23 protein-coding genes are annotated in these 24,582 nt (G+C 67.6%); 12 read left to right on the forward strand and 11 right to left on the reverse strand.

All coding sequences use genetic code 11. From position 1 onward, the window contains the following. Positions 1–16: 16 nt before the first annotated feature. Positions 17–4,789, forward strand: a complete 4,773-nt coding sequence (locus HDC94_RS05265; protein WP_179495543.1) for an HtaA domain-containing protein — start codon at positions 17–19, stop codon at positions 4,787–4,789. Positions 4,790–4,891: 102 nt separating this feature from the next. Here the strand turns inward: HDC94_RS05265 and HDC94_RS05270 are convergent, their stop codons facing one another. After that, on the reverse strand, positions 4,892–5,989 hold the full coding sequence (locus tag HDC94_RS05270; RefSeq protein WP_308495632.1) for an ABC transporter substrate-binding protein: 1,098 nt from the start codon (positions 5,987–5,989) through the stop codon (positions 4,892–4,894). Positions 5,990–6,133: 144 nt separating this feature from the next. On the opposite strand from HDC94_RS05270, the gene HDC94_RS05275 reads away from it, so the two are divergent. The 3 genes from HDC94_RS05275 to HDC94_RS05285 all read left to right on the forward strand — a co-directional run bounded on the left by HDC94_RS05275 (position 6,134) and on the right by HDC94_RS05285 (position 7,399). Next, the gene (locus HDC94_RS05275) at positions 6,134–6,442 is read left to right on the forward strand and encodes a DUF3263 domain-containing protein (RefSeq protein WP_179495545.1); all 309 of its coding nucleotides are present in this window, start codon (positions 6,134–6,136) and stop codon (positions 6,440–6,442) included. Positions 6,443–6,444: 2 nt separating this feature from the next. Beyond that, positions 6,445–7,026, forward strand: a complete 582-nt coding sequence (locus HDC94_RS05280) for a LytR C-terminal domain-containing protein (protein ID WP_179495547.1) — start codon at positions 6,445–6,447, stop codon at positions 7,024–7,026. A 169-nt stretch (positions 7,027–7,195) separates the two neighbouring features. Next, the gene (locus HDC94_RS05285; RefSeq protein ID WP_179495549.1) at positions 7,196–7,399 is read left to right on the forward strand and encodes a cold-shock protein; all 204 of its coding nucleotides are present in this window, start codon (positions 7,196–7,198) and stop codon (positions 7,397–7,399) included. A gap of 39 nt (positions 7,400–7,438) precedes the next feature. Here the strand turns inward: HDC94_RS05285 and HDC94_RS05290 are convergent, their stop codons facing one another. Continuing rightward, positions 7,439–8,107 carry a hypothetical protein gene (locus tag HDC94_RS05290; protein WP_179495550.1) on the reverse strand — a complete coding sequence of 223 codons (669 nt, stop codon included), beginning with the start codon at positions 8,105–8,107 and terminating at the stop codon, positions 7,439–7,441. A gap of 180 nt (positions 8,108–8,287) precedes the next feature. Here HDC94_RS05290 and groL point away from each other — a divergent pair, with 180 nt between their 5' ends. Next, complete coding sequence (gene groL, locus HDC94_RS05295; RefSeq protein ID WP_179495551.1) at positions 8,288–9,916, forward strand: chaperonin GroEL; 1,629 nt, start codon at positions 8,288–8,290, stop codon at positions 9,914–9,916. Positions 9,917–10,171: 255 nt separating this feature from the next. Here the strand turns inward: groL and HDC94_RS05300 are convergent, their stop codons facing one another. The 4 genes from HDC94_RS05300 to HDC94_RS05315 all read right to left on the reverse strand — a co-directional run bounded on the left by HDC94_RS05300 (position 10,172) and on the right by HDC94_RS05315 (position 14,060). Beyond that, positions 10,172–10,462: a WXG100 family type VII secretion target gene (locus HDC94_RS05300; RefSeq protein WP_179495552.1), complete on the reverse strand. Its 291-nt coding sequence runs from the start codon at positions 10,460–10,462 to the stop codon at positions 10,172–10,174. Between the two features lie 40 nt (positions 10,463–10,502). Then, on the reverse strand, positions 10,503–12,191 hold the full coding sequence (locus HDC94_RS05305; RefSeq protein WP_179495553.1) for a cell wall metabolism sensor histidine kinase WalK: 1,689 nt from the start codon (positions 12,189–12,191) through the stop codon (positions 10,503–10,505). A 9-nt stretch (positions 12,192–12,200) separates the two neighbouring features. Then, positions 12,201–12,890: a response regulator transcription factor gene (locus HDC94_RS05310; protein ID WP_179495554.1), complete on the reverse strand. Its 690-nt coding sequence runs from the start codon at positions 12,888–12,890 to the stop codon at positions 12,201–12,203. A gap of 78 nt (positions 12,891–12,968) precedes the next feature. After that, on the reverse strand, positions 12,969–14,060 hold the full coding sequence (locus HDC94_RS05315; protein ID WP_179495555.1) for an epoxide hydrolase family protein: 1,092 nt from the start codon (positions 14,058–14,060) through the stop codon (positions 12,969–12,971). 30 nt (positions 14,061–14,090) lie between these two features. Here HDC94_RS05315 and HDC94_RS05320 point away from each other — a divergent pair, with 30 nt between their 5' ends. Both HDC94_RS05320 and HDC94_RS05325 read left to right on the forward strand, forming a co-directional pair. Next, positions 14,091–14,615: a DUF1697 domain-containing protein gene (locus tag HDC94_RS05320; RefSeq protein WP_179495556.1), complete on the forward strand. Its 525-nt coding sequence runs from the start codon at positions 14,091–14,093 to the stop codon at positions 14,613–14,615. A gap of 292 nt (positions 14,616–14,907) precedes the next feature. Further along, on the forward strand, positions 14,908–15,609 hold the full coding sequence (locus HDC94_RS05325) for a hypothetical protein (protein ID WP_179495558.1): 702 nt from the start codon (positions 14,908–14,910) through the stop codon (positions 15,607–15,609). Between the two features lie 73 nt (positions 15,610–15,682). On the opposite strand, the gene HDC94_RS05330 is transcribed toward HDC94_RS05325, so the two are convergent. Genes HDC94_RS05330 through HDC94_RS05340 form a run of 3 tightly spaced genes read right to left on the reverse strand, consistent with a single transcriptional unit; the run spans position 15,683 to position 19,476 of the window. Continuing rightward, positions 15,683–17,332: a DNA repair helicase XPB gene (locus HDC94_RS05330; protein WP_179495560.1), complete on the reverse strand. Its 1,650-nt coding sequence runs from the start codon at positions 17,330–17,332 to the stop codon at positions 15,683–15,685. A 43-nt stretch (positions 17,333–17,375) separates the two neighbouring features. Next, entirely contained in the window at positions 17,376–19,220 is a 1,845-nt protein-coding gene (locus HDC94_RS05335; protein ID WP_179495562.1) for a helicase-associated domain-containing protein, read from the reverse strand. Continuing rightward, positions 19,207–19,476, reverse strand: coding sequence for a hypothetical protein (locus tag HDC94_RS05340; protein ID WP_179495564.1), 270 nt, complete (start codon positions 19,474–19,476; stop codon positions 19,207–19,209). Before HDC94_RS05340 ends, HDC94_RS05335 begins: the two co-directional genes overlap by 14 nt. A gap of 66 nt (positions 19,477–19,542) precedes the next feature. Here HDC94_RS05340 and HDC94_RS05345 point away from each other — a divergent pair, with 66 nt between their 5' ends. Next, entirely contained in the window at positions 19,543–19,923 is a 381-nt protein-coding gene (locus HDC94_RS05345; RefSeq protein WP_179495566.1) for a cold-shock protein, read from the forward strand. Continuing rightward, positions 19,916–20,467 (forward strand): DUF3027 domain-containing protein, encoded by a 552-nt coding sequence (locus tag HDC94_RS05350; RefSeq protein ID WP_179495568.1) that lies wholly within the window; start codon positions 19,916–19,918, stop codon positions 20,465–20,467. Before HDC94_RS05345 ends, HDC94_RS05350 begins: the two co-directional genes overlap by 8 nt. Here HDC94_RS05350 and HDC94_RS05355 read toward each other — a convergent pair whose 3' ends face one another. Continuing rightward, the gene (locus HDC94_RS05355) at positions 20,468–20,707 is read right to left on the reverse strand and encodes a DUF2530 domain-containing protein (RefSeq protein ID WP_179495570.1); all 240 of its coding nucleotides are present in this window, start codon (positions 20,705–20,707) and stop codon (positions 20,468–20,470) included. A gap of 120 nt (positions 20,708–20,827) precedes the next feature. On the opposite strand from HDC94_RS05355, the gene HDC94_RS05360 reads away from it, so the two are divergent. After that, positions 20,828–21,433, forward strand: a complete 606-nt coding sequence (locus HDC94_RS05360; RefSeq protein WP_179495572.1) for a hypothetical protein — start codon at positions 20,828–20,830, stop codon at positions 21,431–21,433. Here the strand turns inward: HDC94_RS05360 and serC are convergent. Further along, positions 21,430–22,530, reverse strand: coding sequence for a phosphoserine transaminase (gene serC / locus HDC94_RS05365; RefSeq protein ID WP_179495574.1), 1,101 nt, complete (start codon positions 22,528–22,530; stop codon positions 21,430–21,432). The two genes, HDC94_RS05360 and serC, sit on opposite strands and share 4 nt — an antisense overlap. Before the next feature lie 40 nt (positions 22,531–22,570). Between serC and HDC94_RS05370 the strand changes: the two genes are divergently transcribed. Next, positions 22,571–23,263 carry a metal-dependent transcriptional regulator gene (locus HDC94_RS05370; RefSeq protein WP_179495576.1) on the forward strand — a complete coding sequence of 231 codons (693 nt, stop codon included), beginning with the start codon at positions 22,571–22,573 and terminating at the stop codon, positions 23,261–23,263. Between the two features lie 211 nt (positions 23,264–23,474). Beyond that, complete coding sequence (locus tag HDC94_RS05375; protein WP_218870456.1) at positions 23,475–24,272, forward strand: C40 family peptidase; 798 nt, start codon at positions 23,475–23,477, stop codon at positions 24,270–24,272. Positions 24,273–24,582 lie beyond the last annotated feature (310 nt).

Raw genomic sequence — 24,582 nt, forward strand, 5'->3', positions numbered from 1 at the left:
CAGGAGATCTACCCTCGTGAGTCACGCCTCCGTCCGCTCCCGGACGCTCGCAGCATCCCTGTCCCTCGCACTCGTTCTCGGCGGCAGCCTTGTCGCGACGCAGGTCCAACCCGCGTTCGCCGACGCCGCGCCCGTCGTCACGGTCACCCCCTCGGCGGACGTCGATCCGGCCATCGAGAACACCTTCACGGTGTCCGGCACCGGATTCACCGGGGATGGCGCGGCCAACGGCGTCTACGTTCTGCTGGGCTCCGCGACCACCTGGACGGCGGGCACCCCGCTCCCCGGAACCGGATGGATCGCCCAGACCTGGGTGCCGTCGATCGTCGACGGTGCATTCACCACCACGATCACCGCCCCGGCGGCGTCGATGGATGCCACGGGCAGCTACGTCATCGCGACCTCCGCGGCCCACGGGCTCTCGCAGACCGACCGCACCCTCGACACCTCGACGGCGATCACTCTCGCTGCCCCGGCCCCCGATCCCGAGCCCCAGCCCGACCCGGACCCCGAGCCGCAGCCGGATCCGGACCCGCAGCCCGATCCGGACCCGCAGCCTGAGCCCGACCCGGACCCCGTACCGTCCGAGCCCACCATCGCCGTCTCCAAGACCGAGGGGCTCTCGCCCGCCGGTGAGACCGTCACGATCACGGGAACGGGTTTCGCCCCGCACGCCCCGGAGACCACGGGCACCCGCCCGCCGCTGGCGGGCCAGTTCGGTGGCGCCTACGTTGTGTTCGGTAAGTTCCCGGACACCTGGAAGCCGAGCGCCGGTGTCTCCTCGAGCCTGCGCAAGGTCGGCGCCCAGAAGTGGGTCGTCGAGCAGTCGAGTCTTGCGTCACTCGGCTCGCAGTCGAGCCTCGGAGTGCCGATCAACGCGGACGGCTCCTTCACGCTGGAGCTCACGGTCGCCCCCGGATACAACGGTGAACCCGCGACGGGCAACTACGGCATCTACACCTACCCGGGCAGTGGTGCGGCCTACGCCCCCTTCGAGACCTACACCCCCGTCTCGTTCGCTGCGCCGACAGCGACCACCACGACCCTCACGTCCGACCCGGCGTCGAGCGTCCCCACCGGGGGCTCGGTCACGCTGACCGCCACGGTCAGCCCCGCAGCGGCTGGTTCGGTGACGTTCGCGGACGGTGAGACCGTGCTCGGCACGAGCCCCGTGGCATCCGGTATCGCCACCGTCGTGGCGGACGGACTCTCGAAGTCGACACACAACTTCAGCGCGGTGTTCACGCCCACCAACCCGCTCGCGTGGGCCACCTCCACGGGAACTCTCGCGTTGCCCGTCGGCGTGCCCGTCCCCACGATCTCGGTCTCGAAGACCACCGGCCTTTCGGCCGGTGAGACCATCACTGTCTCGGGCACGGGCTTCGACCCGCAGCCGCCCGCGACGACGGGCACCCGCCCGCCGCTGGCAAACCAGTTCGGTGGCGCGTACGTGGTCTTCGGTAAGTTCCCCGACAACTGGAAGCCGAGCGCTGGAGTCTCCTCGTCGCAGCGCAAGGTCGGCACGCAGAAGTGGGTCGTGAACCCGGAGAGCCTCGCGTCCCTCGGCTCGCAGTCGAGCCTCGGAGTGCCGATCAACCCGGATGGGTCGTTCACCCTGGAGCTGACGGTCACGCCCGGCTACGCCGGTGAACCCGAGACGGGCAACTACGGCGTCTACACCTACCCGGGTTCCGGGGCCGCGTACGCGCCCTTCGAGACCTACACGCCGATCAGCTTCGCACCGACCCCTCAGGTCACCGTCTCGAAGACCGCGGGTCTGACCAGTGGAGAGACGATCACTGTCTCGGGCACGGGCTTCGACCCGCAGCCCCCCGCGACAACGGGCACCCGCCCGCCGCTGGCGAACCAGTTCGGTGGTGCGTACGTCGTGTTCGGCAAGTTCCCGGACAACTGGAAGCCGAGCGCTGGAGTCTCCTCGTCGCAGCGCAAGGTCGGCACCCAGAAGTGGGTGGTGAACCCCGAGAGCATCGCGTCCCTGGGCTCGCAGTCGAGCCTTGGCGTTCCGATCAACCCGGATGGCACGTTCACGCTCGAGCTCACCGTCTCACAGGGTTTCGCGGGGGAGCCTGAACTCGGCAACTACGGCATCTACACGTACCCGGGCAGCGGCGCGAGTTATGCACCGTTCGAGACGTACACCCCGATCAGCTTCGCGGTGTCCGCCACGACCATCGACCTCACCGCAGAACCCGCCGTCGGACTCGTCGACGGGCAGACGACGACGCTCACCGCCACGGTCAGTCCCGCCTCCGCTGCAGGAAGCGTCACCTTCTCGGACGGCACGACCGAGCTCGGCACCGTCGCGGTGGCGTCGGGTGTTGCATCCCTCGAAACTCCTGGCCTCTCGTCGGGAACGCACCAGTTCGAGGCCGTGTTCACGCCCACCAACCCGCTCGCCTTCACCGGGTCGACCGGTGAACTTGTCGTCGACGTCGCGTCGCCGAACCTCTCGAACCCGCTGACGTGGGGCGTCAAGCAGAGCTTCCGCGAGTACGTCGAGGGGCCCATCGCGCACGGCACCATCACGACGGCGGGCGCGGGTCGCGAGGGCGGACGATTCGTCTTCGGCAGCAGCGCAGGCGGAACCTTCGACGGCGCGACGGGCACGGGCACCGCGAAGTACGCGGGAAGCGTGCGCTTCCAGGGTCACGGCGGCATTCTCGACCTGACCCTCTCCGACCCGATCGTGGATGTCACGTCCGCAAGCTCCGCCGTGCTCCTCGTGAGCATCGACGGTGAACCGCACGTGCCGTTTGCCAACCTCAACCTCGCGGCGGGCACGCGGAGCACCACGAGCAGCACGCTCACGTGGGCCGGGGTTCCGGCATCCCTCACCGAACAGGGGGCGGGCGCGTTCTCTCTCGGCGGCAGCCCGTTCTACGAGGTCGGGAGCGCGCTCGACCCCGTCACGTTCGTGATCTCGGCCGTCGTGCCGGATCCGCCGAAGGCGACGACTCTCTCCCTCGCTGCGTCGCCCTCGACAGCGGTCTCGGGTGCGACCGTCACGCTCACCGCGACCGTGGCGCCCGCGAATTCCGGCACCGTGCGGTTCTACTCCGGCTCGGCCCTGCTCGGGAGCCGTAGCGTCACCTCCTCGGCCACGGCGAGCCTGTCGTTCACGGCGGGAGCCGTTGGTACCACCACGCTGCGCGCGGAGTTCGCTCCCGCGTCGACGGCGTACCTCCCGTCGACGGCCTCGGTCGAGTACACGATCACGGCGCCCCCGCCTCCGACCGTGGCATCCGGTGCCCTGCGCTGGGGTGTGAAGGACTCGTTCCGCAGCTACATCACGGGCGGCATCGCGAAGGGGTCGATCACCACGAGCGGCGCTGGCTTCGAGGGCGGTGAGTTCGTGTTCGGCCAGTCGACCGGCGGCACCTTCAGCGCCGAGACGGGCGTCGGAACCTCGAACTACTCCGGTTCCGTTCGGTTCTCGGGGCATGACGGCCTGCTCGAGCTCGCCCTGTCGAACCCGATCGTGCGGGTGGACTCCGCATCCTCCGGCGTGCTGTTGGTCTCGGTGAACGGCTCCGCTCCGGTGGCCTTCGCAACGCTCGACCTCAGTGCTGGCGTCCGCAGCACTCCGGGCAACGCGGTGGCGTGGTCCGGTGTTCCGGCAACGCTGACTGCAGCCGGGTCGTCCGCCTTCTCGTACCAGGGCTCCACCTTCTACGCTCCCGGCACGCAGCTCGACCCGGTCACCTTCATCGTCGGTGCGCCGAGCAGCGCGGGCACGAGTGGCGGCAGTGGCGCGACGATCGCGGCCTACGCGGGGGAGCGGCAGCCCGCATCCACGCCGCCAGCGACCGACGGTCTCACCGTGCTGAACGCCGAGAAGCTCGTGGCCGGTGGCGAGATCACCGTGAGCGGCAAGGGCTTCGAGTCCAATGAGGAGGAGATTCTTGTGGTGATCTACTCCGAGCCGCTCGTGCTCGCGCGGGATGCCTCGGCCGATGCCAACGGACTCGCGACGTGGACCGGTCGCCTGCCCGGCGACCTGACGGGCAAGCACACGATCACCCTTCAGGGCAGCATCAACCTGGGTGCCGAGATCGAGATCGCTCCGCGCATCACGGCGGCGGCAGCGGGATGCGCCGTGTCCGACGCCCAGCTCTCGTGGGGGTTCAAGGAGTCGTTCCGCAGCTACATCAGCGGATCGATCGCGAACGGCGAATGGACCGTTGCCGGCGGAGCCACGTACGAGACGCCGCTGTTCGGCTGGAGCGACGGTGACGGCTCGTACGATGCCGAGACCGCCGAGGGCACGGTGACGTTCCCGGGTTCCATCACGTTCACCGGCCACGGCGGCATCCTCAACACCACGGTGTCGAACCCGACTCTGCAGTTCGTGGATGCGACCACCGCCATCCTGTTGCTCGACGTGTCGGGAACCACGCAGGAGGGTGAGCCCGTCGACGAACCCGCCGTGGAGTTCGTGGAGCTCGACCTCAGCGGCACCTCGGTGCTCGCCGACGACATCCTCACGATCACCGACGCACCAGCGGTGCTCCTCCCCGCGGGCGCCGCAGCCTTCGGCACCTACGAGACGGGCGAGGAGTTCGACCCCGTGAGCGTGCAGTTCGCGCTCGATCCTGAGTGCGCATCGGCAGCACCGACCCCCGAGGCTGAAGCAACCGCGGGCGGCCAGCCGCCCGTGTCGACGGATGCCACGGCGCCCTGGTGGGTCTGGGTGCTCGGTGCACTCCTCATCCTCGCCATCATCGCCGCGGTGATCGCGATCGTGCTGGGTCGCCGCCGCCGGGCGTAAGCCGCGCGGGCAGCTCTCTCGGAACCCCCGCGAGAAGCCACCTCCGGCACAAAAACCCTCGCGAAAGCCACGACAAGTGGCTTTTCGCGGGGGTTTTTGTGCTTACTGCCCGGGCGCGTAGATGGCGCGGGCGAGGGCGTCGAGCACGGCGGGGGTGCGCGGCCCGAAGCTCAGGATGTCACCGTCCGCCATGTCCACGAAACGCTTGTGCTGCCCGGCGGAGGTGAGCGCGATGGCGGGCTTCGACGCGAGCAGGGAGTCGACCCCGCCGACGCTCGCCAGGCCGTCGGTCATGACGAGGATCAGGTCGGGATTGGCGGACACCATGGCCTCATCGGTCATGGGGCGCTCGCCGACGAGACCGAGCTCGGCCGCGACATCCACCCCGCCCAGCGACTCGATGAGCACGTCGGCACCAGACTCCGGGCCGAAGAGGTAGTAGATGCCGGAGTTGCCGCGCAGGTAGAGGAACAGCATCCGCACGGGCTCGCCATCCGGAAGGACCGCGGCGATCTCGTCGACCTTGGCCTGCACCTCCGCGTCGAGGGATGCCGCGAGTGCCTCGCCCGCGGCGGGCGCACCCACCGCGGCGCCCACCTGACGCGCGAGCTCGCCGATGCCGTCGAGGCTCGGCGTGTTCTGCACGAACACGACGTCCACGCCCGCCTCGCGCAGCTGGAGCACCACGTCGATCGGGCCGACCGTGCCATCCGTGATGAGCACGTCGGGTCGCAGGGCGAGAATCGCCTCATTGTTGACGGTGTGACCGCTCGAGGTGATCACGGGGAGGTCGGCGAGCTCTGGCACGGTCGTCGAGATGTCGCGGCCGACGAGGTTGTCGCCGAGACCGAGCGCGACGAGCGTCGACGCGATCGAGCCCGCGATGTCCATGGCGATGATGCGGTCAGTGGAGTCGACCGTGACATCCGTGTCGCCGCCCAGGTCGTGAGAGACGACGGATGCCGGCAGCTCCTGCTCCGGAGTGGCCCCGGCCACCACGGCCTCCGTCTCGAGCACCGCAGTGGACGGACCCTCGTACGACCTGGGGTCGTCGAGGATGTCGAGCTGCGCGAGCGGCACCGAGGGGTCGCCGGTCACCGTCGGCGTCTGCTGCGGGGTCGGGGCGGACGCCGCGCATCCCGCGAGCGCGACAAGAGCGACTACTCCGAGCGCGAGGGTGGGCACGGTCTTACGCAGCACGGTGGAAGCCAATCGTCGGGAAACGCACTTAGGTAATCCTAACCTGCGCAGGTTCCGGGGATGCTGGGAATGCCGGGCCGCCGCGCGCTGCACCGCCGCCCGCCGCCATCCCGGCTCTAGGATGAGGCGTCTGGAGGTGGGGATATGGTCGCGCAACCGCAGTACTCGAGCTCCCCGGGTGACGATCTCCCGGAGCGCGAGCAGCGAATCCTCGCCTTCGAACGCCAGTGGTGGCGCCACGTGGGCGCCAAGGAGGACGCGATCCGCTCGGAGTTCGGACTCAGCGCAGCCCGCTATTATCAACTGCTGAACGCCGTGATCGACCTGCCCGCTGCCGTGCGCCACGATCCCATGCTGGTCAGGAGACTGCTCAGGGCCCGGGATGCTCGAACGAGTGCCCGCGCCGCCAGAGAGTTCAGGACTCTTCCCCACGACCAGGAATCGAACGACTAGCAATGGCCTCATACCCCAAGGATCGCTTCGACCAGCTTCCCGAAGATCTCGCCCGTGTCGGCGCGCACCGTGCACCGGCTCGTCGGGGTCGCGGCTGGATCATCTTCGCGTGGGCGGCCCTCGCCACGGGCATCCTCGTCTTCGGCGGTCTCTTCGGCATCAGCCGCATCCTTGACATCGACCTCGGGCTTGGCCTCGTCGCCGGTGAGGAATCGACCCCGACGCCCACGCCGACGCCCACCCCGACGATGGATGCCGTGACCGATCCCTCCACGATCGACCCGGCCCGCGCGTTCACCATCACCGTCCTCAACGGCTCACCGATCGTGGGAGCACAGAACACCATCGGCGACCAGCTCGCCGGAGCAGGCTGGCCGGTCGGCACGCGCTCGAACGCGAGCACGAGCGACCTCGAGACAACCCACGTGTACTACAGCAACCCCGAGGACGAGGGCATTGCCCGCGGCCTCGTGGCGGCGCTCGGCTTCGGCGAGATCGAGCTCGTCCCCGCCGAATCGTTCCCCGGTGCGCCCATCACCATCGTCGTCGGCGCCGACTTCCAGCCCGCCTCCACCGAGGGCTGATCCGGCGCGAAATTACACCCCCGGTATCGGGCGTGTTACGCGTGTGTTTAACTTTCGCCCCACGGTCGCTCTAGGCCATATTGGCCCTGATTCTGGCGCGTGTGCTCCGCTACCATCTGGACTCAGTGGCCCCTGTTGGTGGCCGCGGAATCACAGCAGGGAGTAAGACATGGCGAACGGGACCGTCAAGTGGTTCAACGCTGAAAAGGGCTACGGATTCATCACAATGGACGAGGGTGGCCAGGACGTCTTCGTCCACTACTCGGCGATCGACATGGCCGGCTACAAGGTCCTCGAGGAGGGCCAGGCGGTCGTCTTCGAGGTCGGCACCGGCTCGAAGGGCCCGCAGGCCGAATCGGTCAAGCTGGCCTAGGCAATCCGCGGCCTCCCTGAGGCAGCCGGCGCTCGAGCCTCAGCGCAGGATGGCGAGTGCGACGAGCACGACGGCGGACACGAGCAGGACCGCCGCGAACCCCAGGATCAAGCCGACGGCGATCGGATGCGCCTCCCACACGTGCATCCATCGTCGGTCCATCGAGCGCAGCTCCGCGGGGGTCAGCCTCTGGGAATAGCTGAGCAGAGGCACCCCACGATTCGCGAGGTCGAGAGCCAGCGCGCCGAGCTGGTCGGCGTTCCAGACAATGCCGCTCACCACGGCCAGTCGTTTCGTGGCACCCACGATTATCACGAGGGGGGCGGCGGGCGTCAGGCCGAGCGGCACGCTGTCCACTCTGACCACCTGAACGACCTCTGCTGCGGTGAGGCGTTGCACCCCAAGGCCCGAGCGGATCTCGTACGTACCGTCTCCGAACCGGAGCCGTGCCCGTTTGGTGGTGTGCCGCGACAGGAGGGGAGCGCCGAGAACCGCTGCCGCTCCCAAGCCCGCGATGAACCAGCCGACCCAGATGTTCCCCGAGAGGAACTGCAGCGTCGATATGGCGATGTAGAACACGATGGAAACGAGAGTGAACACGAGGTTCATCCGCAGCACGCGCGCTGTGGCGTCGGCGCTCATGGCGAACTCTGTGATGGAGGATCCGGAGGGCTGGGAGTCGCTGTGACTCGGCGTTGACTCGGTCATGGTCTCAGGCTACGGGTGAACATTGAGTATGCCTTAGTTATTTCGGTTTCGCCGCCGTCGTGCTAGCCACGCCTTGCTTGCACTCACCCCTGTCGAGTGCTAGTTTCTCCTTTGGCACTCGCATGTTCCGAGTGCTAGAGAATTCGTTTGTACGACGTCCGGGAGGGACGAGAAACACACATGGCAAAGATCATTGCTTTCGATGAGGAGGCCCGTCGCGGCCTCGAGCGCGGCCTCAACATCCTGGCCGACGCGGTGAAGGTCACGCTCGGCCCGCGCGGACGCAACGTCGTCCTCGAGAAGAAGTGGGGCGCCCCCACGATCACCAACGATGGTGTCTCCATCGCCAAGGAGATCGAGCTGGACGACCCGTACGAGAAGATCGGTGCCGAGCTCGTCAAGGAGGTCGCGAAGAAGACGGATGACGTCGCCGGAGACGGTACGACCACCTCTGTCGTCCTCGCCCAAGCACTCGTCCGCGAGGGACTGCGCAACGTCGCGGCCGGCGCCGACCCCATCAGCCTCAAGAAGGGTATCGAGAAGGCCGTCGCGGCCGTCATCGAGGCCCTCGTCGCTGGTGCGAAGGAGATCGAGACCAAGGAAGAGATCGCGGCAACCGCATCCATCTCCGCTGGTGACCCCGAGATCGGCGCGCTGATCGCCGAGGCGATCGACAAGGTCGGCAAGGAGGGTGTCGTCACCGTCGAGGAGTCGAACACCTTCGGCACCGAGCTCGAGCTGACCGAGGGCATGCGCTTCGACAAGGGTTACCTGTCGGCGTACTTCGTCACCGACCAGGAGCGCCAGGAGGCGGTCTTCGAGGACCCGTACATCCTCATCGCCAACAGCAAGATCTCGAACATCAAGGACCTGCTGCCCATCGTCGACAAGGTGATCCAGAGCGGCAAGCAGCTCCTCATCATCGCCGAGGACGTGGATGGCGAAGCCCTCGCGACCCTCGTCGTCAACAAGATCCGCGGCATCTTCAAGTCGGTTGCCGTCAAGGCTCCCGGCTTCGGTGACCGTCGCAAGGCACAGCTCGCCGACATCGCGATCCTCACGGGCGGACAGGTGATCTCCGAGGAGGTCGGTCTCAAGCTCGAGAACGCGACGCTCGACCTGCTCGGCCGCGCACGCAAGGTCGTCATCACCAAGGACGAGACCACGATCATCGAGGGTGCGGGTGACGAGGAGGCGATCGCCGGTCGCGTCAAGCAGATCCGCGCCGAGATCGAGAACACCGACTCGGACTACGACCGCGAGAAGCTCCAGGAGCGCCTCGCGAAGCTCGCCGGTGGCGTCGCCGTCATCAAGGCGGGTGCCGCGACCGAGGTCGAGCTCAAGGAGCGCAAGCACCGCATCGAGGACGCCGTGCGCAACGCCAAGGCAGCCGTCGAGGAGGGCATCGTCGCCGGTGGTGGCGTCGCGCTCATCCAGGCTGGCAAGGTCGCCTTCGACGGTTCGGCAGTCCAGGGCCTGGTCGGTGACGAGGCAACGGGTGCAAACATCGTGCGCGTCGCGATCGACGCCCCGCTCAAGCAGATCGCCCTCAACGCGGGCCTCGAGCCCGGTGTTGTCGTCGACAAGGTGCGCAACCTTCCTGCTGGCCAGGGCCTCAACGCGGCCACCGGCGAGTACGTCGACATGCTCGCCTCGGGCATCAACGACCCGGTGAAGGTCACGCGCTCCGCGCTGCAGAACGCCGCGTCGATCGCTGGCCTGTTCCTCACGACTGAGGCAGTCGTCGCGGACAAGCCGGAGAAGAACCCGGCTCCGATGGGTGACCCCAGCGGCGGCATGGATTTTTGACCTAAAGGTTGATCCGATGGTTGAGGCTTGACGCAGTCAAGGCTCAACCAAAGGATCAAGGCTGAGGAGCGCCGCCCAGGCGGCGCGTCTCGAAGCCTCTCTCGCCAACGTGTTTCGTTGGTGGAGGTTTCGAGACGCGACCTGCGGACGCTCCTCAACCACCGGTCTACGTAAAACGGCCGGCTCCCTCACGGGGCCGGCCGTTTTCGTGTATCCCGCGCTTCGAGACGCGCCTTCGGCGCTCCTCAGCGACCGTTACCGCACGAACAACCGCGTGTTCGCGCTCTCGATCTCCGCGTACTGCTGGCCTGCGAGGGTCAGCGCCTGGTTGATCGAGGCGAGGTTCTCCTCCACCCGTTGCTGGGTGGCCTTCCAATCGGTCACCACCCCGGCGAACGCGGTCGCGGCCTGACCGCTCCACGAGCCCTGGAGGTTGGTGAGCTGGCCGTGGAGGCCCGCTACTTCCGCCTGGATGCGGCCAATGGTGTTGCGCACGGAGCCCGTGGCACTGAGGACGGCTTCACTGTCTACCTGGTATCGAGTCATGGCACGACGGTAGGGCGGCGAGAGCCGCTGTGGGGGCGGCTCAGGCGGGAGTGGATGCCGCGGCATCCAGAGCCACGCTGGGGAGGAGGGGAAGCAGCACGCGGAACGTCGCTCCGCCTCCGGGCGTCTCGACAACCTCGACCTCGCCCCCGTGCGCATCCACGATGGCTGCCACGATCGCGAGTCCCAGCCCGCTACCGCCGGTCTCGCGGGTGCGGGAGTTGTCCGCGCGCCAGAAGCGTTCGAAGATCCTCTGTCGCACCTGGGGAGGAATGCCCTCGCCGTGGTCGATCACGGCCAGGACGGCGCGGGAGCTCGTGGCATCCACCCCCACACCGATCTCGATCGGGCTGCCGTCTGGCGTGAAGCGCACGGCGTTGCCGATGAGGTTCGTGAGCACCTGCCGGATCTTGTTCTCCTCGGCCATCACGACGGCCCGCAGCTCCGCCGACGGCTTTGGCAGCTCGGGCACCGCGATCTCCTGGGTCGTCGCCTTGGGTGCCGCCGTGCGGCGCGCGATGCGACGGAGCGCGCTCGCGAACGCAATCGGGCCCGTCGCGAGCGCCGTGACGCCGCGCGACGGGGTGGGGGGCACGGGATCGATCAGGGGGAGCGCCTTCGTCGGCGGGTCGGCCTCGTCCACGAACGGCTCCGCGGGTGCCAGATCGAGTCCCACGACGGAGACGACGCGTCCGGGCGAGGACGCCATGGCATCGAGCGCCGCGTCGTTGGCGAGGGGGATGAGGTCCACCTCCGTGAGGGCGAGCGGCTTCGTCTCATCCAGGCGCGCGAGTTCGAGAAGGTCCTCGACGAGTCCGCCCATGCGGATCGCCTCCTTCTCGATGCGCTCCATGGCCTGCGCGACATCCTCCGGGGTCGTCAATGCGCCCATGCGGTACAGCTCCGCGTAGCCGCGCACGGACACGAGGGGAGTGCGCAGCTCGTGGCTGGCGTCGCCGACGAAGCGCCGCATCTGGTCGATGGTGCGTGCGCGATCGGCGAAGGCACGATCGATGCGCGACAGCATGGCGTTGAGCGAGGCGTTGAGGCGTCCGACCTCGGTGTTGGGGATGGCGCCGGAGAGGCGCTGGTTGAAGTCGCCAGCGGCGAACCGTGCCGCCGTGGCCTCGACATCCCGCAGCGGCGCGAAGGTGGATGTCACGAGCAGTCGCGTCAACGCACCGCCGACGATCACCACCGTGAGCCCGAAGAAGAGGAAGATCGCGGCGAGACGGGCCACGATCACCGTGGTGTCCTTGAGGTCGAGCGCGATGGCGACCGTGAAGTAGTCCATGCCGGTGCTGTCGGTGGCGGGATACGCCCCAACACGCCACTCCCCACCGGGCTCCGTACTCGGGAGCGTGATCTCGTCCTCGATCTGGCTGACCGTCTTGAGGTCGAGGCTCTCGACCTCGGGGCGTGCCGATCCCGCGGGGCGGTTGCTGCAGACGATGTGGCCGTTCGCATCCAGAACGGCGAGATAGAGCTCGTTCGGGAGCTGCGAGACGGGACACTGGGGATCGCTCGACGAGCCTGTCGGCTCGATGGCTCCGAGCTGCGACGCGGCCGACACGATCTTCGCGTCAACCTCGTCCTGCAGGAACCCCCTGAGCACAGCCATCGTGCCAACACCGGCCACGATCAGCCCAGCGGTCAGCAGAAGGACCGTGACACCAGTGACCTTGGTGCGCAGCGAGATCCTGTTCCACCAGTCGGCGAGATCGTGCACCCCGACAGACTACTTGCCAGCTTTGAGCATGTACCCGAAACCGCGCTTGGTCTGGATCAGGGGCTCGGGGGTGAGCTGGTCGAGCTTGCGACGCAGGTAGGAGATGTAGCTCTCCACGATTCCCGCGTCACCGTTGAAGTCGTACTCCCACACGTGGTCGAGGATCTGCGCCTTCGACAGCACGCGGTTGGGGTTCAGCATGAGGTAGCGCAGCAGCTTGAACTCGGTGGGGGAGAGCTCGACGGCATCCTCACCCACGGTCACCTCGTGGGTGTCCTGGTCCATGGTGAGCTCGCCGGCACGGATGATGGCCTCCTCGTCGTCCTGCATGGTGCGACGCAGGATCGCCTTGATGCGGGCCACGATCTCGTCGAGCGAGAAGGGCTTGGTGACGTAGTCGTCGCCGCCGACGGTGAGACCGGTGATCTTGTCCTCGGTGTCATCCTTCGCGGTGAGGAAGAGGATGGGGGCGGTGTATCCGGAGGCGCGGAGGCGCTTGGTGACACCGAACCCGTTCATGTCGGGCAGCATGACGTCGAGGATGATGAGGTCCGGCTCCTCCTCGAGTACGGCCGAGATCGCCTGGGCGCCGTTGCCGACGGCACGCACGGCGAATCCGGCGAAACGCAGGCTCGTGGTGAGGAGGTCGCGAATGTTGGGCTCGTCATCAACGATCAGAATCTTCGGTCCATCAGTCATGAATCTATTATCTGCGTGTCGGCTGAACGTTGTCTGGGAGTAATTGGGGTGAAACTTTGGAGCCAGCAGTATGCCTGCTCACTCCCTGATCTGGTTGAAGAACGCCGAGATCTCGCTGGACCAAGCCTCCGGCTCCTCCCACGGACCGAAGTGGCCACCGTGTTCCATGTCCGTCCAGCGCACGATCGAGAACCATCGGGCGGCTGACTCGCGGGGAGTGTGCAGGATCTCCCGCGGGAACTCCGCTACGCCGGTCGGCGTTGCGACGAAACCGTCGGTCAGCGGAGTGCTGCGCGAGTAGAAGTAGTACCGCGCGGCCGAGGCAGCCGTCTGCGTGAACCAGTAGAGGGAGAGGTTGGTCGCGATCTCGTCGAGCGTGTAGACCCCGAACACGTCATCGTCATCGAGGTCGGTCCAGGCGTGGAACTTCTCGAGCATCCACGAGGCGAGACCCGTGGGTGAGTCGTTGAGGGATGCCCCGATCGTCTGCGGTTTCGTGCGCTGCTGGTGACCGTACGCACCCTCGGCGGCCTCCCACTCGGCAGCCGCCACTGCCCAGGCGCGTTCGGCATCGCTCATCTCGGACGGGTCGAGCCCGCGCATCCGACGTAGCGGCACGTTGCCGAGGTGCAGGCCACTCACGTGCTCGGGATGCCGCAGCACAACCTGTTCGGCAACCTGGGCGCCGATATCGGCGCCGTGCACCCCGTACCGCTCATACCCCAACGCCGCCATGAGTCCGGCCATCTGGTCTGCGACCACGGCGGGCCCGGACACCTCCGTGGGCCGCGCGCTGAACCCGTACCCGGGGATGCTCGGGATCACCAGATCGAACCGTTGCGCGAGGAACGGCAGCGCTCGTTCGAAGCGCACGATGCCGTCGGGCCAGCCGTGGAGCAGCAGCAGAGGCGTCGCGCCCCTCGTGCCCGCACGAACCGCGTGCACGCCGTCGACCATCACCTGGTCCCGCTCATTCCAGCGTGCCTCCGCGGCGCGCCAGTCGTAGTCGTTCGCCCAGTAGTCGACGAGGCGGCGCAGGGGAGCCTGCGGGGTGCCCTGACTCCAGTCATCCGTGACCTCGTCGGTCCACCGCGTCGCGCGGAGGCGGGCCCGCAGGTCGTCGATGTCGGCCTGCGGGACGGCGATCGTGAACGGGATGATGTCGGCCATACCGTCAGTATGGACCGCCATACTGACACCGTGACCACTCGCATCCTGCTCATTCGCGCCGTCAATGTCGGCGGTGCGAAGCTTCCGATGGCCGAATTCCGGGCGTTGCTCGAGGAGCTCGGCGCGCGGGATGTGCGCACTTACATCGCGTCAGGCAACGCCGTGCTCGAACTCGATGGCGAGCCCGAGCCGTTCGAGCGCGCCGTGGAGGCCGCAGTGCAGGAACGCTACGGGTACTTCCGCGAGGTGATGACGCGCACCCCGTCCGAGTTGCAGGCTGCCCTCGATGCGCATCCGTTCGACGTGGACGATGAGGCGTACTCGTACGTCTCGGTGTTGTCGGGGGAGCCGAGCGCCGAGGCTGTTGCCGCGGCATCCGCCGTTCGCACGGGCGACGACCAGTGGCAGGTCGTCGGGCGCGAGCTCCACCTGCGGTACGCGAATGGCGCCGGGCAGGCCGTGCTGAGCCAGGAAGCGCTCGCGAAGCGCCTGGGCGTGGCCGCCACGGCCCGCAACCTCCGCACGATCCGCAAGCTCCTCGACCTCGCGGGGTAGCACTTCGAGACTCCACGCGTGGTGACTTTCACCGGGTGGCAAGTCGCCATTTCTGGAGTCTCGATCACCCTGTGAGCGGCGAAGGGCTTGGCCGCGGCGAGCGAGGCATCATGTGCGGATGCCCGAACCCCTGCCCTTCGGAGGTGCGCCGTTTCTCGTCACGGCGAACGGTGCACCTGGCGTCTCCCGATCCAGAACGCGCGCGAAGGATCTTGTCGGCCCGTTTCGCGGCGTGCGGATGTCTGCCGCTTCTCGGGATCTGCGGTCTCTCTGTGAGGCCTACGCAACGACGATGGCACCGGACCAGTACTTCAGCCATCACACCGCTGCCAATCTGCATGAACTGCCGATCGAACCGGCCGCCGAGCTGCACGTCACCTCGATCGCGCCGAGGCGCGAGCCTCGCGCCCGCGGTGTTATCGGACATCGGGTCTCAGCGGGCCGTGATCGCGTAGTTGAGATCGGTGGACTGCTTGTTTCTTCACCGGTTGATACCTGGGTCGCGCTGGCCGAGTACCTGCCGTTGGAAGCGCTGATCGTCCTAGGGGATGGACTCGTGAGGCGGTGGGAGCCGATGGCAACCATGGCCGATCTCGAACAGGCGGTCGCGGCCAGCAGTGGCCGCCGCGGGTGCCGCCTCCTAGCCGAGGCGCTACGGCAGGTGCGGCCACGCACCGACTCCGCGCGCGAGACACAAGTGCGCCGATGGCTCGTGAAGGCGGGACTGCCTGAGCCGGTCGTCAACCTCGCGATCAGGAACGAACGAGGCGCATTCCTTGGCTTTGGCGACCTCAGCTTTCCCGACCACGGGGTTCTCGCGGAGTACGACGGAAACCACCACTTCACCGCAGACCAATCCCAGCGCGACATCGACCGACTCGAGTCGATCATGGCGGCGGGATGGCGAGTCGTGCGCCTCAACAAGACGCACTCGCAGGCAAGGTCGGTAGCGCTGGTTCGCGCAGCACTAGTCCAGCGCGGCTGGCGGCCCTAGCATCCATTCGCCTTCGAGACTCCACTCGTGGCGAGATCCCTAGGTCAGGAAGTCGCCACAGCTGGAGTTTCGACTACGCGGCAGCGGACTCCAGCGCGTCAGCATCGAGGATTGTGTAGCTGTAGCCCTGCTCCGCGAGGAAGCGCTGGCGGTTCTGGGCGAAGTCCTGGTCGACGGTGTCGCGCGCTACGAGCGTGTAGAAGCTCGCCGGGATGCCGCTCTCCTTGGGCCGCAACAGGCGTCCGAGTCTCTGCGCCTCCTCCTGACGTGAGCCGAACGACCCAGACACCTGGATGGCGACGGTGGCCTCAGGCAGGTCGACGGAGAAGTTCGCGACCTTCGAGACGACGAGAACTTTCGTCGTGCCATCCCGGAACTCCTGGTACAGCCGCTCGCGTTCGGCGATCGGTGTCGACCCGGTGAGCGACGGCGCCCCGAGCACTTCGGCGAGCCCCTCGAGCTGGTCGAGGTACTGCCCGATCACGAGGATGCGCTCGCCCTCGTGCCGTGCCACGAGCTGCTGCACGACCTTGATCTTCTCGGGTGCGGATGCCGCGAACCGGTACCTCTCATCGTCTGCAGAGGCCGCGTACTCGAGCCGTTCGCGCTCCGGCAGGTCCACGCGCACCTCGAAGCAGGCCGCGGGCGAGATGAAGCCCTGCGCCTCGATCTCCTTCCACGGCGCGTCGAAACGCTTGGGTCCGATGAGGGAGAACACGTCGCCCTCCCGCCCGTCCTCGCGCACCAGGGTCGCGGTGAGGCCAAGGCGGCGACGTGCCTGCAGTTCGGCGGTGAGCTTGAACACGGGGGCGGGCAGCAGGTGCACCTCGTCGTAGATCACGAGGCCCCAGTCGAGCGCGTCGAGCAGCGCGAGGTGCGCGAACTCGCCCTTCCGCTTGGCCGTGAGGATCTGGTACGTCGCGATCGTGACCGGACGCACCTCCTTGACCTGCCCGGAGTACTCGCCGACCTCGTCGTCGGTGAGGGTCGTGCGCTTGAGGATCTCGGCCTTCCACTGGCGCGCCGAGACCGTGTTGGTCACGAGGATGAGCGTCGTGCGGTTCTCGGCTGCCATCGCGCCCAGGCCCACGAGCGTCTTGCCCGCGCCACACGGCAGAACCACGACGCCGGAGCCGTGGGCGGCGAAGCCCTCGATCGCGGCATTCTGGTACGGGCGGAGATTCCAGGATGACTCGTCGAGATCGATCTCGTGCGGAGACCCGTCGGTGTAGCCGGCGTGGTCCTCCGCGGGCCAGCCGAGCTTGAGGAGTTCCTGCTTGAGCTGCCCCCGCGCCCAGGCCTGCACGATGTAGGAGTGGTCGCCGACCTTGTCGAGCAGCAGTGCCGCGACCTTGCGGGCTCGCGTGATCTCGCTAAGCACCGCGGCATCCACCGCTGTCAGCACGAGGTTGCCGTGCTCGTCGCGCTCGATGATGAGCCGACCGTAGCGACCGACGGTCTCGCTGATGTCCACGGACACCGACTGCGGGATCGGGAACTTGGAGTACCGCTCGAGCGTCGCGAGCATGTCGGCGGCGTCGTGACCGGCGGCCCGGGCGTTCCACAGCCCCAGCCGCGTGATCCGATAGGTGTGGATGTGCTCGGGAGCCCGCTCGAGTTCGGCGAAGACAGCGAGGTCGTGCCTGGCATCCTCAGCCTGCGGGTGGGCCACCTCGAGAAGCACCGTGCGGTCGCTCTGCACGATGAGGGGGCCATCAGTCATCCCTCCAGAGTACTGCCGGTGGCAGCGTTCACTGGAGGATCGGTTACTGTGCGACGGGTGCGACGGCGACGATGCTCGTGAGGGGGAGCGTCCGTTCCAGGTCGGCGCCGCGGTCGCGCGCACGCAACCTGCCTCCGGCGACGCTGGCCGGTTCGAGCAGGTAGTCCGCGACGGTGCCGTTCGGCATCCGAACGCTCACCACGAGCGGGAACTTTCCGCGCGCCGCGATGTCGAGCTGGCGCGCGATCCACGCGTCACCGGAGTCGTCGGGCAGCACTTCGGTGGTGCGTAGGCGCGCGATGAACTCTCCTGTCGTGTCGGCGTGCTCCGGCGGCCTGGACCGCAGGCGCGGTCGCGTCGGCACGACGATCGCCCCGTGCTCGTCCTCCGCGGCCACCGGGTAGCGGGCGTCGGCGAGTGAGAAGAACACGACGTCGCGGTCGAAACGGCTCGTGAGGTCGCCCCCGTCGTAGGCGAGGCCGAGGGATGCCACCGACCGGTCGACCGCGAGAGCGCGCAGTATCGACGCATCCACCGAATGCACTCGAGTCCCGCCGCTGGGGGACGCAGCGACCCGGACGAGCCCGAAGCGCGTCGCCGTCTCGCGGAGGAGGTAGTCGAGCGGCTGCGGGATGCCCGTCAGGGAGATGCCGGTGAGGAAGTCCCTGATCGCGTCCGAGTGCTCGCCCGCGGCCATGGCGCGGTCGAGGCTGGCTGCCGAGATGCGCCAGGTCGTCGCGAGGGCGCGTGCGTCCAGGTCGGCCATGAGCCGCAGCCGTCGCTCGACGGCGGGTTCGAGCGGGCCGGGCGCGACGATCGTGAGGTCACGCTGGAGGTACACCTGGCGCACGATCGGCGGGTAGAGCGACGTCATCGCGGTGGCCGCGGCATCCATCCCGTCCGTGAGAAGGGCGGCGCCGGGGGTGCTGGGCAGGTCTCGCGCAGTGATGCCGAGGAGGGCGGCATCAGACTCGAAGGCCTCGACCCGCTCCCGCATCCAGTCTCCGCCAGCGGGGTAGAGCCACGAGACGTACTCGTCGAGGCGCTCGCCCCACTGGGCGCGAGCAAGAGCTGCGAGGGCATCGCGGATGTCGGCGGGCACCTGCGCCAGCCAAGCCGCTGCCAGTCTCGCCCAGCGCTCTCCCGGGCCCCCGGCGAGCCACTGCGTTGCGGCGTCCTCGGGGGTCCAGAGACCGCTGTGGCGCGCGATGAGTCCTGCCCGATCCGCGATCTGGATGAGCCGGGGGACTTCGGTGAGTTCCACGCGGCCGGCCGTCGCCAGGCGCTTGCTGTCCGGCAGCGCAATGCCGCCGCGCGCCAGCTCATGAGCCGGTTCGTTCTGGAGCGAGATGACGAGCTCGACGATCGCGGAGGTCGTCTCGAAGGCACGCTCTGCTGCGAGGGCGTCCACAGCGGACACCTCGTCTCCCACGACGGGGATCACGGTCGCCGGTCGCGGTGCCGCTGCTAGGGCACGGAGTCCGGGCAGGCCGCGGGCTGGCCAGGAGTCGAGGTACTCGTTCACCGGGGTGAGGCTGGTCGCGACATCCTCCGACCTCGCTGCCAGGCCTCGCGCGACCAGAATCTCCAGCGCAGCCGGAACGCGATCACCGGGGCCGCCGAGTTCGACGAGTCGGCGGGCGATCTCCTCGGGAGTCGCTGACCCGAGCTCGGCGAGCACGGCGAGGGTCGCGAGGGTGGGGCGGTCCAGGCGGGAGAGCGCTGCCTCCACCGAACCAGCGTCAAGAAGGGCATCGGCGAGGTCGAAGAAGTCGCGGATTCCGGCGGGCTTCACGCCCCTGGCATCCAGGAGTTCGCGGAGGGTGTCGTCGCTCGACGATCGCAGCTGGCCCGCGAGCAGCAGCGCCGAGTCGCTACTTGCTGGCATCCTTCGCTTCACGACCCCGGCGAACGGCAGTGAGCACGAGAAGAACGATCATGAGCACGAGCCCGATGGGCAGGCCGACCAGCGGGAGCACGATGATCGTGGGCCATGGGAAGGCGCTGAACTGCTCTCCCGTCGTGCCCACGGCGGTCGCGATGATGAGTGCGAGGAAACTGAGCACCGAGAGCCCGACCGCCGCCACGACCATGTAGGCGAGGATGCGCTCCGCGGGACGGGGGTTCGGGATGTCGTTTGCCACAGGGCTAAGGATACGGGACAGATCGAGACCCTCTAGTCTTGAGGCACGAGCATAAGGAGTTCCGTCATGCCTACCGGCAAGGTCAAGTTCTACGACGAAGAGAAGGGCTTCGGCTTCATCTCCAGCGATGATGGCCAAGAAGTCTTCCTCCATGCGTCGGCGTTGCCCGCTGGCGTCACGATCAAGGCGGGTGCCCGCCTCGAGTTCGGCATCGCCGACGGCAAGAAGGGTGCGCAGGCTCTGTCTGTGCGAGTGCTCGACGCGCCTCCGTCGATGACGAAGCTCAACCGCAAGCCTGCCGACGACATGGCGATCATCATCGAGGATCTCGTCAAGCTCATGGATGGCATCGGCGCTGGCCTCAAGCGCGGCCGCTACCCTGACAAGGCTCACGGCGCCAAGATCGCCGCCATGCTGCGTAAGGTCGCGGACGAGCTGGATGCCTGAGCGCCCCGCAATGACCGACCAGCACACCGATCTCGCCCGCACCGCCCTCACCGAGATCACGCGCGCCGAGACGATCGGCGAGCCCCTGGGTGAGGTCACCGAGGACGACGGCACCATCACGGTCCGCTTCGCCTCCGCGCTCGCCGGCTACCCCGGATGGGCGTGGACCGTGTCGCTCGCTGAGGTCGAGGGTGAGGCCGCGACCGTGCTCGAGGCCGAGCTCATGCCCGGCGATGGCGCACTGCTCGCTCCCGACTGGGTGCCGTGGTCGGAGCGACTTGCCGACTACAAGGCTGCGCAGGAGGCGCTCGAGGCGGATGCCACGGACTCCGACGTCGACGGCGACTCCGAGGATGACGATCTCGACGACGACGAGTCCGATGAGGAACTCGACGAGGACGACGTGCTCGGCAACGACGTGCTCCACGGCGGTGACCTCGACGGCGTCGACATCGACGCGCTCGAGGGAGACGACGACGACACGGACGATGCCGACGATGATTCGGACGATTCCGATGACGAGGGCGCTGAGCGTACCTACTGACTAGCGGCGGTTACCTCGCCAGTGGGTGTAGAGAAGGCCGATCAAGCCCAGGCCGAGACCGGCGACGCAGGTCCACAGCCACCAACCGATGCCTGATGCCGTCAGCTGCGGGAGGAACAGGAGCAGCACGGCGAGCGCCACGAGCCACAGTGCGAGTCCGATGAGCACAGCCTTGCGGTCATCCGTCTTCACGGGCTCGGGATCGGGCCGCCGCTCGGAGTCCTTCAGCCACAGTCGCACGCGTACAGGGTATCGCTCGCCGCCCAACCCCCGCGAAAAGCCACATATCCGCCATTTCGGTCGGATTGAGCGCAACAAGTGGCTTTTCGCGGGGGTATGAGGGGCGCCTAGGCTTCTTGGATGAGGGACTACCTGCCGAAGCTCCGCGGCAGGTACCGGGTGGCCGGTGTCGTGTTCTTCTGCGCCACCGTTGCCTGGGGCTTCGGGCTGCTGGTGTCGTGGACGATAGTCCGTCCATCCGCCGTGTGGATGGTCTTGGTCGGCGTCCCGATTCTCTACGCCGGGACGGTCGTGATCGTCAGCTCGTGGGTCCTGACGCTCTACTTCTTCAGGGCGCCGCTTCGGGCGAGGGTGGCCGAACTGACGGCGGACGACAAAGCGGTGTTCTGCATCACGCTCGATCCACTGTGGACGCCGGTCGGAAGTACGTCAGACGTTGTGCTCGGACCCGGGTTCCTGATCGTAGATGGTCACGGCATGCGGATCGTGGATGACGCGGTGCGCGAGATCCTCGTCGTGGACTGGAGCAACGTTGTCGCCCTGCGGCCGGGCCGTGCCCCCAAACCCGTCGCCGAACTGGAGCTCGACCGCAACGGCGACATCACCCGGTGGTGGTTCTACGTATTCGGCCCGGGAGCGTTCCGCCGTCGCGGGCGCCACGGCATCACCCGTTTCGTGAGGCAGGTCAACACGTTTCGACCACCCGCCGGGTTCGATGACGGCTAGAGGTTCTCGACCACGTACTCGATCGAGGCGATGAGGGCACGCACGTCGGACGGGTCGATCGCGACGAACGTGGCCACGCGCAGCTGGTTGCGTCCGAGCTTGCGGTAGGGCTCGGTGTCGACGATGCCGTTGGCGCGGAGCGTGGCGGCGACGGCCGCGGCATCCACCGACTCATCGAAGTCGACGGTGACGACGACCTTCGAGCGGTCGGCGGGGTCTGCAACGAACGGGGTCGCGTAGCTGGATGCATCCGCCCACTCGTACAGCGCCGACGACGACTCGGTCGTGCGCGAGTCGGCCCACGCGAGGCCGCCCTTCGCGTTGATCCAGTTGACCTGGTCCTCGAGGAGCAGCAGCGTGCTGAGCGCGGGGGTGTTGAGCGTCTGGTTGAGGCGCGAGTTGTCGATCGCGTTCTTGAGCGAGAGGAACTCGGGGATGTAGCGGTCCGAGGCTGCGATCGTCTCCACACGCTCGACGGCGGCGGGGGAGAAGAGGGCGAACCAGAGGCCGCCATCGGAGGCGAAGTTCTTCTGCGGGGCGAAGTAGTAGACGTCGGCCTGCGAGGCGTCGAAGTCGATGCCGCCAGCGGCCGACGTGGCGTCGATCACGGTGAGCGCATCGCCGGGAACACGGGTCACGGGAGCCATGACGCCCGTGGATGTCTCGTTCTGCGGCCACGCGTAGACATCCACGTCGTCGATCTCGATCGACGGGCGGGTGCCGGCATCCGCCTTGATCACGCGCGGAGCGGAGAGGTGCGGCGCGGTGGCGGCCTGCGCGAACTTCGCACCGAACTCGCCGAAGGTGAGGTGCTCGCTGCGCTGTGCGATGAGCGAGTAGGCCGCGGCATCCCAGAAGGCCGTCGATCCGCCGTTGCCGAGCACGACCTCGTAGCCGTCCGGGATGCGGAAAAGCTCGCCGAGGCCCTCGCGCACTCGACCAACCAGGTTCTTGACCGGTGCCTGCCGGTGCGAGGTGCCGAGAATGGTCGCGCTCGCCGCAAGATGTTCGAGTTGCTCAGTGCGCACCTTGGAGGGGCCGCAGCCGAACCGTCCGTCGATGGGCAGCAGGTCAAAGGGAATGGTGAGGCTGGGCATGGGGACAATCCTAGATCGCGGCAACGTTAGGCTTGACTCCATGACGGACCTCGTCGACACCACCGAGATGTACCTGCGCACAATCCTCGATCTCGAGGAGGAGCACATCGTGCCTCTGCGCGCCCGCATCTCCGAGCGCCTCGGTCACTCGGGCCCCACGGTGTCCCAGACGATCGCCCGCATGGAGCGTGATGGTCTCGTCGTCGTCGAGGGTGACCGTCACCTGGAACTCACCGCCGAGGGTCGCTCCCGCGCCATCCACGTGATGCGCAAGCATCGTCTCGCCGAGCGTCTGCTCGCGGATGTCATCGGACTCGACTGGGCCTACGTGCACGACGAGGCGTGCCGGTGGGAGCACGTCATGAGCGAGCAGGTCGAGCGCCGACTCCTCGACATGCTCGGCAATCCCACTGAATCGCCCTACGGCAACCCGATCCCCGGGCTCGAGGAGCTCGGCGGAGTACCCGCCCCAGCCTTCATGGACGGCGTCATCAACCTGGTCGACTTCATCGGGGTCGACGGGGCTGTCCGCAGCGGTGTCATCCGCAGGCTCGGCGAGCCCGTCCAGTTCGAGCCGGAGCTCCTCCAGCAGCTCCAGAGCGCCGGAGTCCTCCCGGGCGCGACGGCCACATTCTCCGCTGCTGGCTCCTACGTCGCCGTGCAGGTCGACGGCTTCGAGGACGGCCTGGAACTGCCCAACGAGGTGGCCGTGCACATCTTCGTCGGAAGCTGACTCAGGGTTTTCCCAGCTTGACGGCGTTACCCCGCCGTGACAATCCAACGAACCTCGCGTACACTCGCAAGGTCCCCGGGGGCCAGAAATGCCGGCCCGGGACCCTGAGTTGAGCGCCTCGCTTTAGCCCGTCTCATCCAGGTACGTGGATACATACGAAACGGATGGGGCAACAACCTACAGTTGCCGAGGCGCCAGGAGGCTAAATCTCTTGACGAATGCAGGACCCGAGAACCACCGCAGTACCGAACTCGTAGTGCAGACCACGGCAACCCCCAGCCTCCCCGCACCCGCTTCCCGATTCGCCCGACCGTCGTCGGCGAAGCTCCGCTCGAGCGTTCTCAGCGCCGCCGTCATGACTCTCGTCGTGCCCGGCCTGTTCGCCACCGTCGCGCTGCCGGCCTACGCCATCAGCCCCGTCGACAAGTCGGGCGAGGAAGCCACCACCCAGCTTCAGGCCATGAAGACGACGGATGCCCAGAACCTCGCCGTCGCGAGTGCTTCATCGTCCTTCACCGCCTCGCGCGATGGCTTCAGTGCCACGACGCCCGAGGAGCTCGCCGCCGCACGCGCCGCCGAGGCGGAGGCAGCGGCCTCCGCCGCTGCTGCCGCAGTCGCGGCATCCGGCCCCTCAATCTCCGACCTTCTGGCCAACCCGCCGTACCCGAACTTCGACCTCGCGGCCGTCGCCGCGGTGGCCCAGCAGTACCAGGGCGTTCCCTACGTCTACGGGGGCGCGACCCCCGCGGGCTTCGACTGCTCCGGCTTCGTGTCCTACGTCTACGCGCAGTTCGGCATCGCACTGCCCCACTCGGTGAGTGGCATCGCCGCGAGCGGTACCGCGATCTCGACGGACGCCGCCCTCCCCGGTGACATCGTCACGCTCCCGGGCCACAACGGCATCTACCTCGGCAACGGCATGTTCATCGACGCCCCGGACTACGGTGACGTCGTGCGCATCCGCCCGATCTACGACAGCGGCTACTACATCGTTCGTATCGGCATCTGAGCTGGTTGGTGCGCCGCCGCCCCTGCGGCGCACGATTGGCTCGTTCCGCCGTTCTCCGGTTGTTCATTTCGCCGCAAGATCACGGTTTGTGTCGCGAACCCGGTGTTTCGCGATTCTGCGTTAGCCTGTAGCCCTCGGAGTAATTGCGTACGAGGAGAGCCCTATGTGCAGCAGGTCCAGCATCCAAACCGTGGATGCTCGTGCCCGCTTCTACATACGGCACAGCGGGCAGAGCGCGGTCAGCCGCGCGCGCCAATGAGGCATCGTCTTAGTTGACGGTGCCTTTTTTGTTGCCCGCACATCCTCCCCG

The sequence above is a fragment of the Leifsonia sp. AK011 genome (genome assembly GCF_013410945.1).
Classification (GTDB): Bacteria; Actinomycetota; Actinomycetes; order Actinomycetales; family Microbacteriaceae; genus Rhodoglobus.

What these genes read in the sequence shown, in the direction of transcription:
- HDC94_RS05275 (WP_179495545.1), top strand. Translation starts at nt 6,134, where the DNA reads ATGGTCGCGCAACCGCAGTACTCGAGCTCCCCGGGTGACGATCTCCCG.
- HDC94_RS05280 (WP_179495547.1), top strand. Translation starts at nt 6,445, where the DNA reads ATGGCCTCATACCCCAAGGATCGCTTCGACCAGCTTCCCGAAGATCTC.
- HDC94_RS05285 (WP_179495549.1), top strand. Translation starts at nt 7,196, where the DNA reads ATGGCGAACGGGACCGTCAAGTGGTTCAACGCTGAAAAGGGCTACGGA.
- HDC94_RS05290 (WP_179495550.1), bottom strand. Translation starts at nt 8,107, where the DNA reads ATGACCGAGTCAACGCCGAGTCACAGCGACTCCCAGCCCTCCGGATCC.
- groL (WP_179495551.1), top strand. Translation starts at nt 8,288, where the DNA reads ATGGCAAAGATCATTGCTTTCGATGAGGAGGCCCGTCGCGGCCTCGAG.
- HDC94_RS05300 (WP_179495552.1), bottom strand. Translation starts at nt 10,462, where the DNA reads ATGACTCGATACCAGGTAGACAGTGAAGCCGTCCTCAGTGCCACGGGC.
- HDC94_RS05310 (WP_179495554.1), bottom strand. Translation starts at nt 12,890, where the DNA reads ATGACTGATGGACCGAAGATTCTGATCGTTGATGACGAGCCCAACATT.
- HDC94_RS05315 (WP_179495555.1), bottom strand. Translation starts at nt 14,060, where the DNA reads ATGGCCGACATCATCCCGTTCACGATCGCCGTCCCGCAGGCCGACATC.
- HDC94_RS05325 (WP_179495558.1), top strand. Translation starts at nt 14,908, where the DNA reads ATGGCACCGGACCAGTACTTCAGCCATCACACCGCTGCCAATCTGCAT.
- HDC94_RS05330 (WP_179495560.1), bottom strand. Translation starts at nt 17,332, where the DNA reads ATGACTGATGGCCCCCTCATCGTGCAGAGCGACCGCACGGTGCTTCTC.
- HDC94_RS05335 (WP_179495562.1), bottom strand. Translation starts at nt 19,220, where the DNA reads ATGCCAGCAAGTAGCGACTCGGCGCTGCTGCTCGCGGGCCAGCTGCGA.
- HDC94_RS05345 (WP_179495566.1), top strand. Translation starts at nt 19,543, where the DNA reads ATGCCTACCGGCAAGGTCAAGTTCTACGACGAAGAGAAGGGCTTCGGC.
- HDC94_RS05350 (WP_179495568.1), top strand. Translation starts at nt 19,916, where the DNA reads ATGCCTGAGCGCCCCGCAATGACCGACCAGCACACCGATCTCGCCCGC.
- HDC94_RS05360 (WP_179495572.1), top strand. Translation starts at nt 20,828, where the DNA reads ATGAGGGACTACCTGCCGAAGCTCCGCGGCAGGTACCGGGTGGCCGGT.
- serC (WP_179495574.1), bottom strand. Translation starts at nt 22,530, where the DNA reads ATGCCCAGCCTCACCATTCCCTTTGACCTGCTGCCCATCGACGGACGG.
- HDC94_RS05370 (WP_179495576.1), top strand. Translation starts at nt 22,571, where the DNA reads ATGACGGACCTCGTCGACACCACCGAGATGTACCTGCGCACAATCCTC.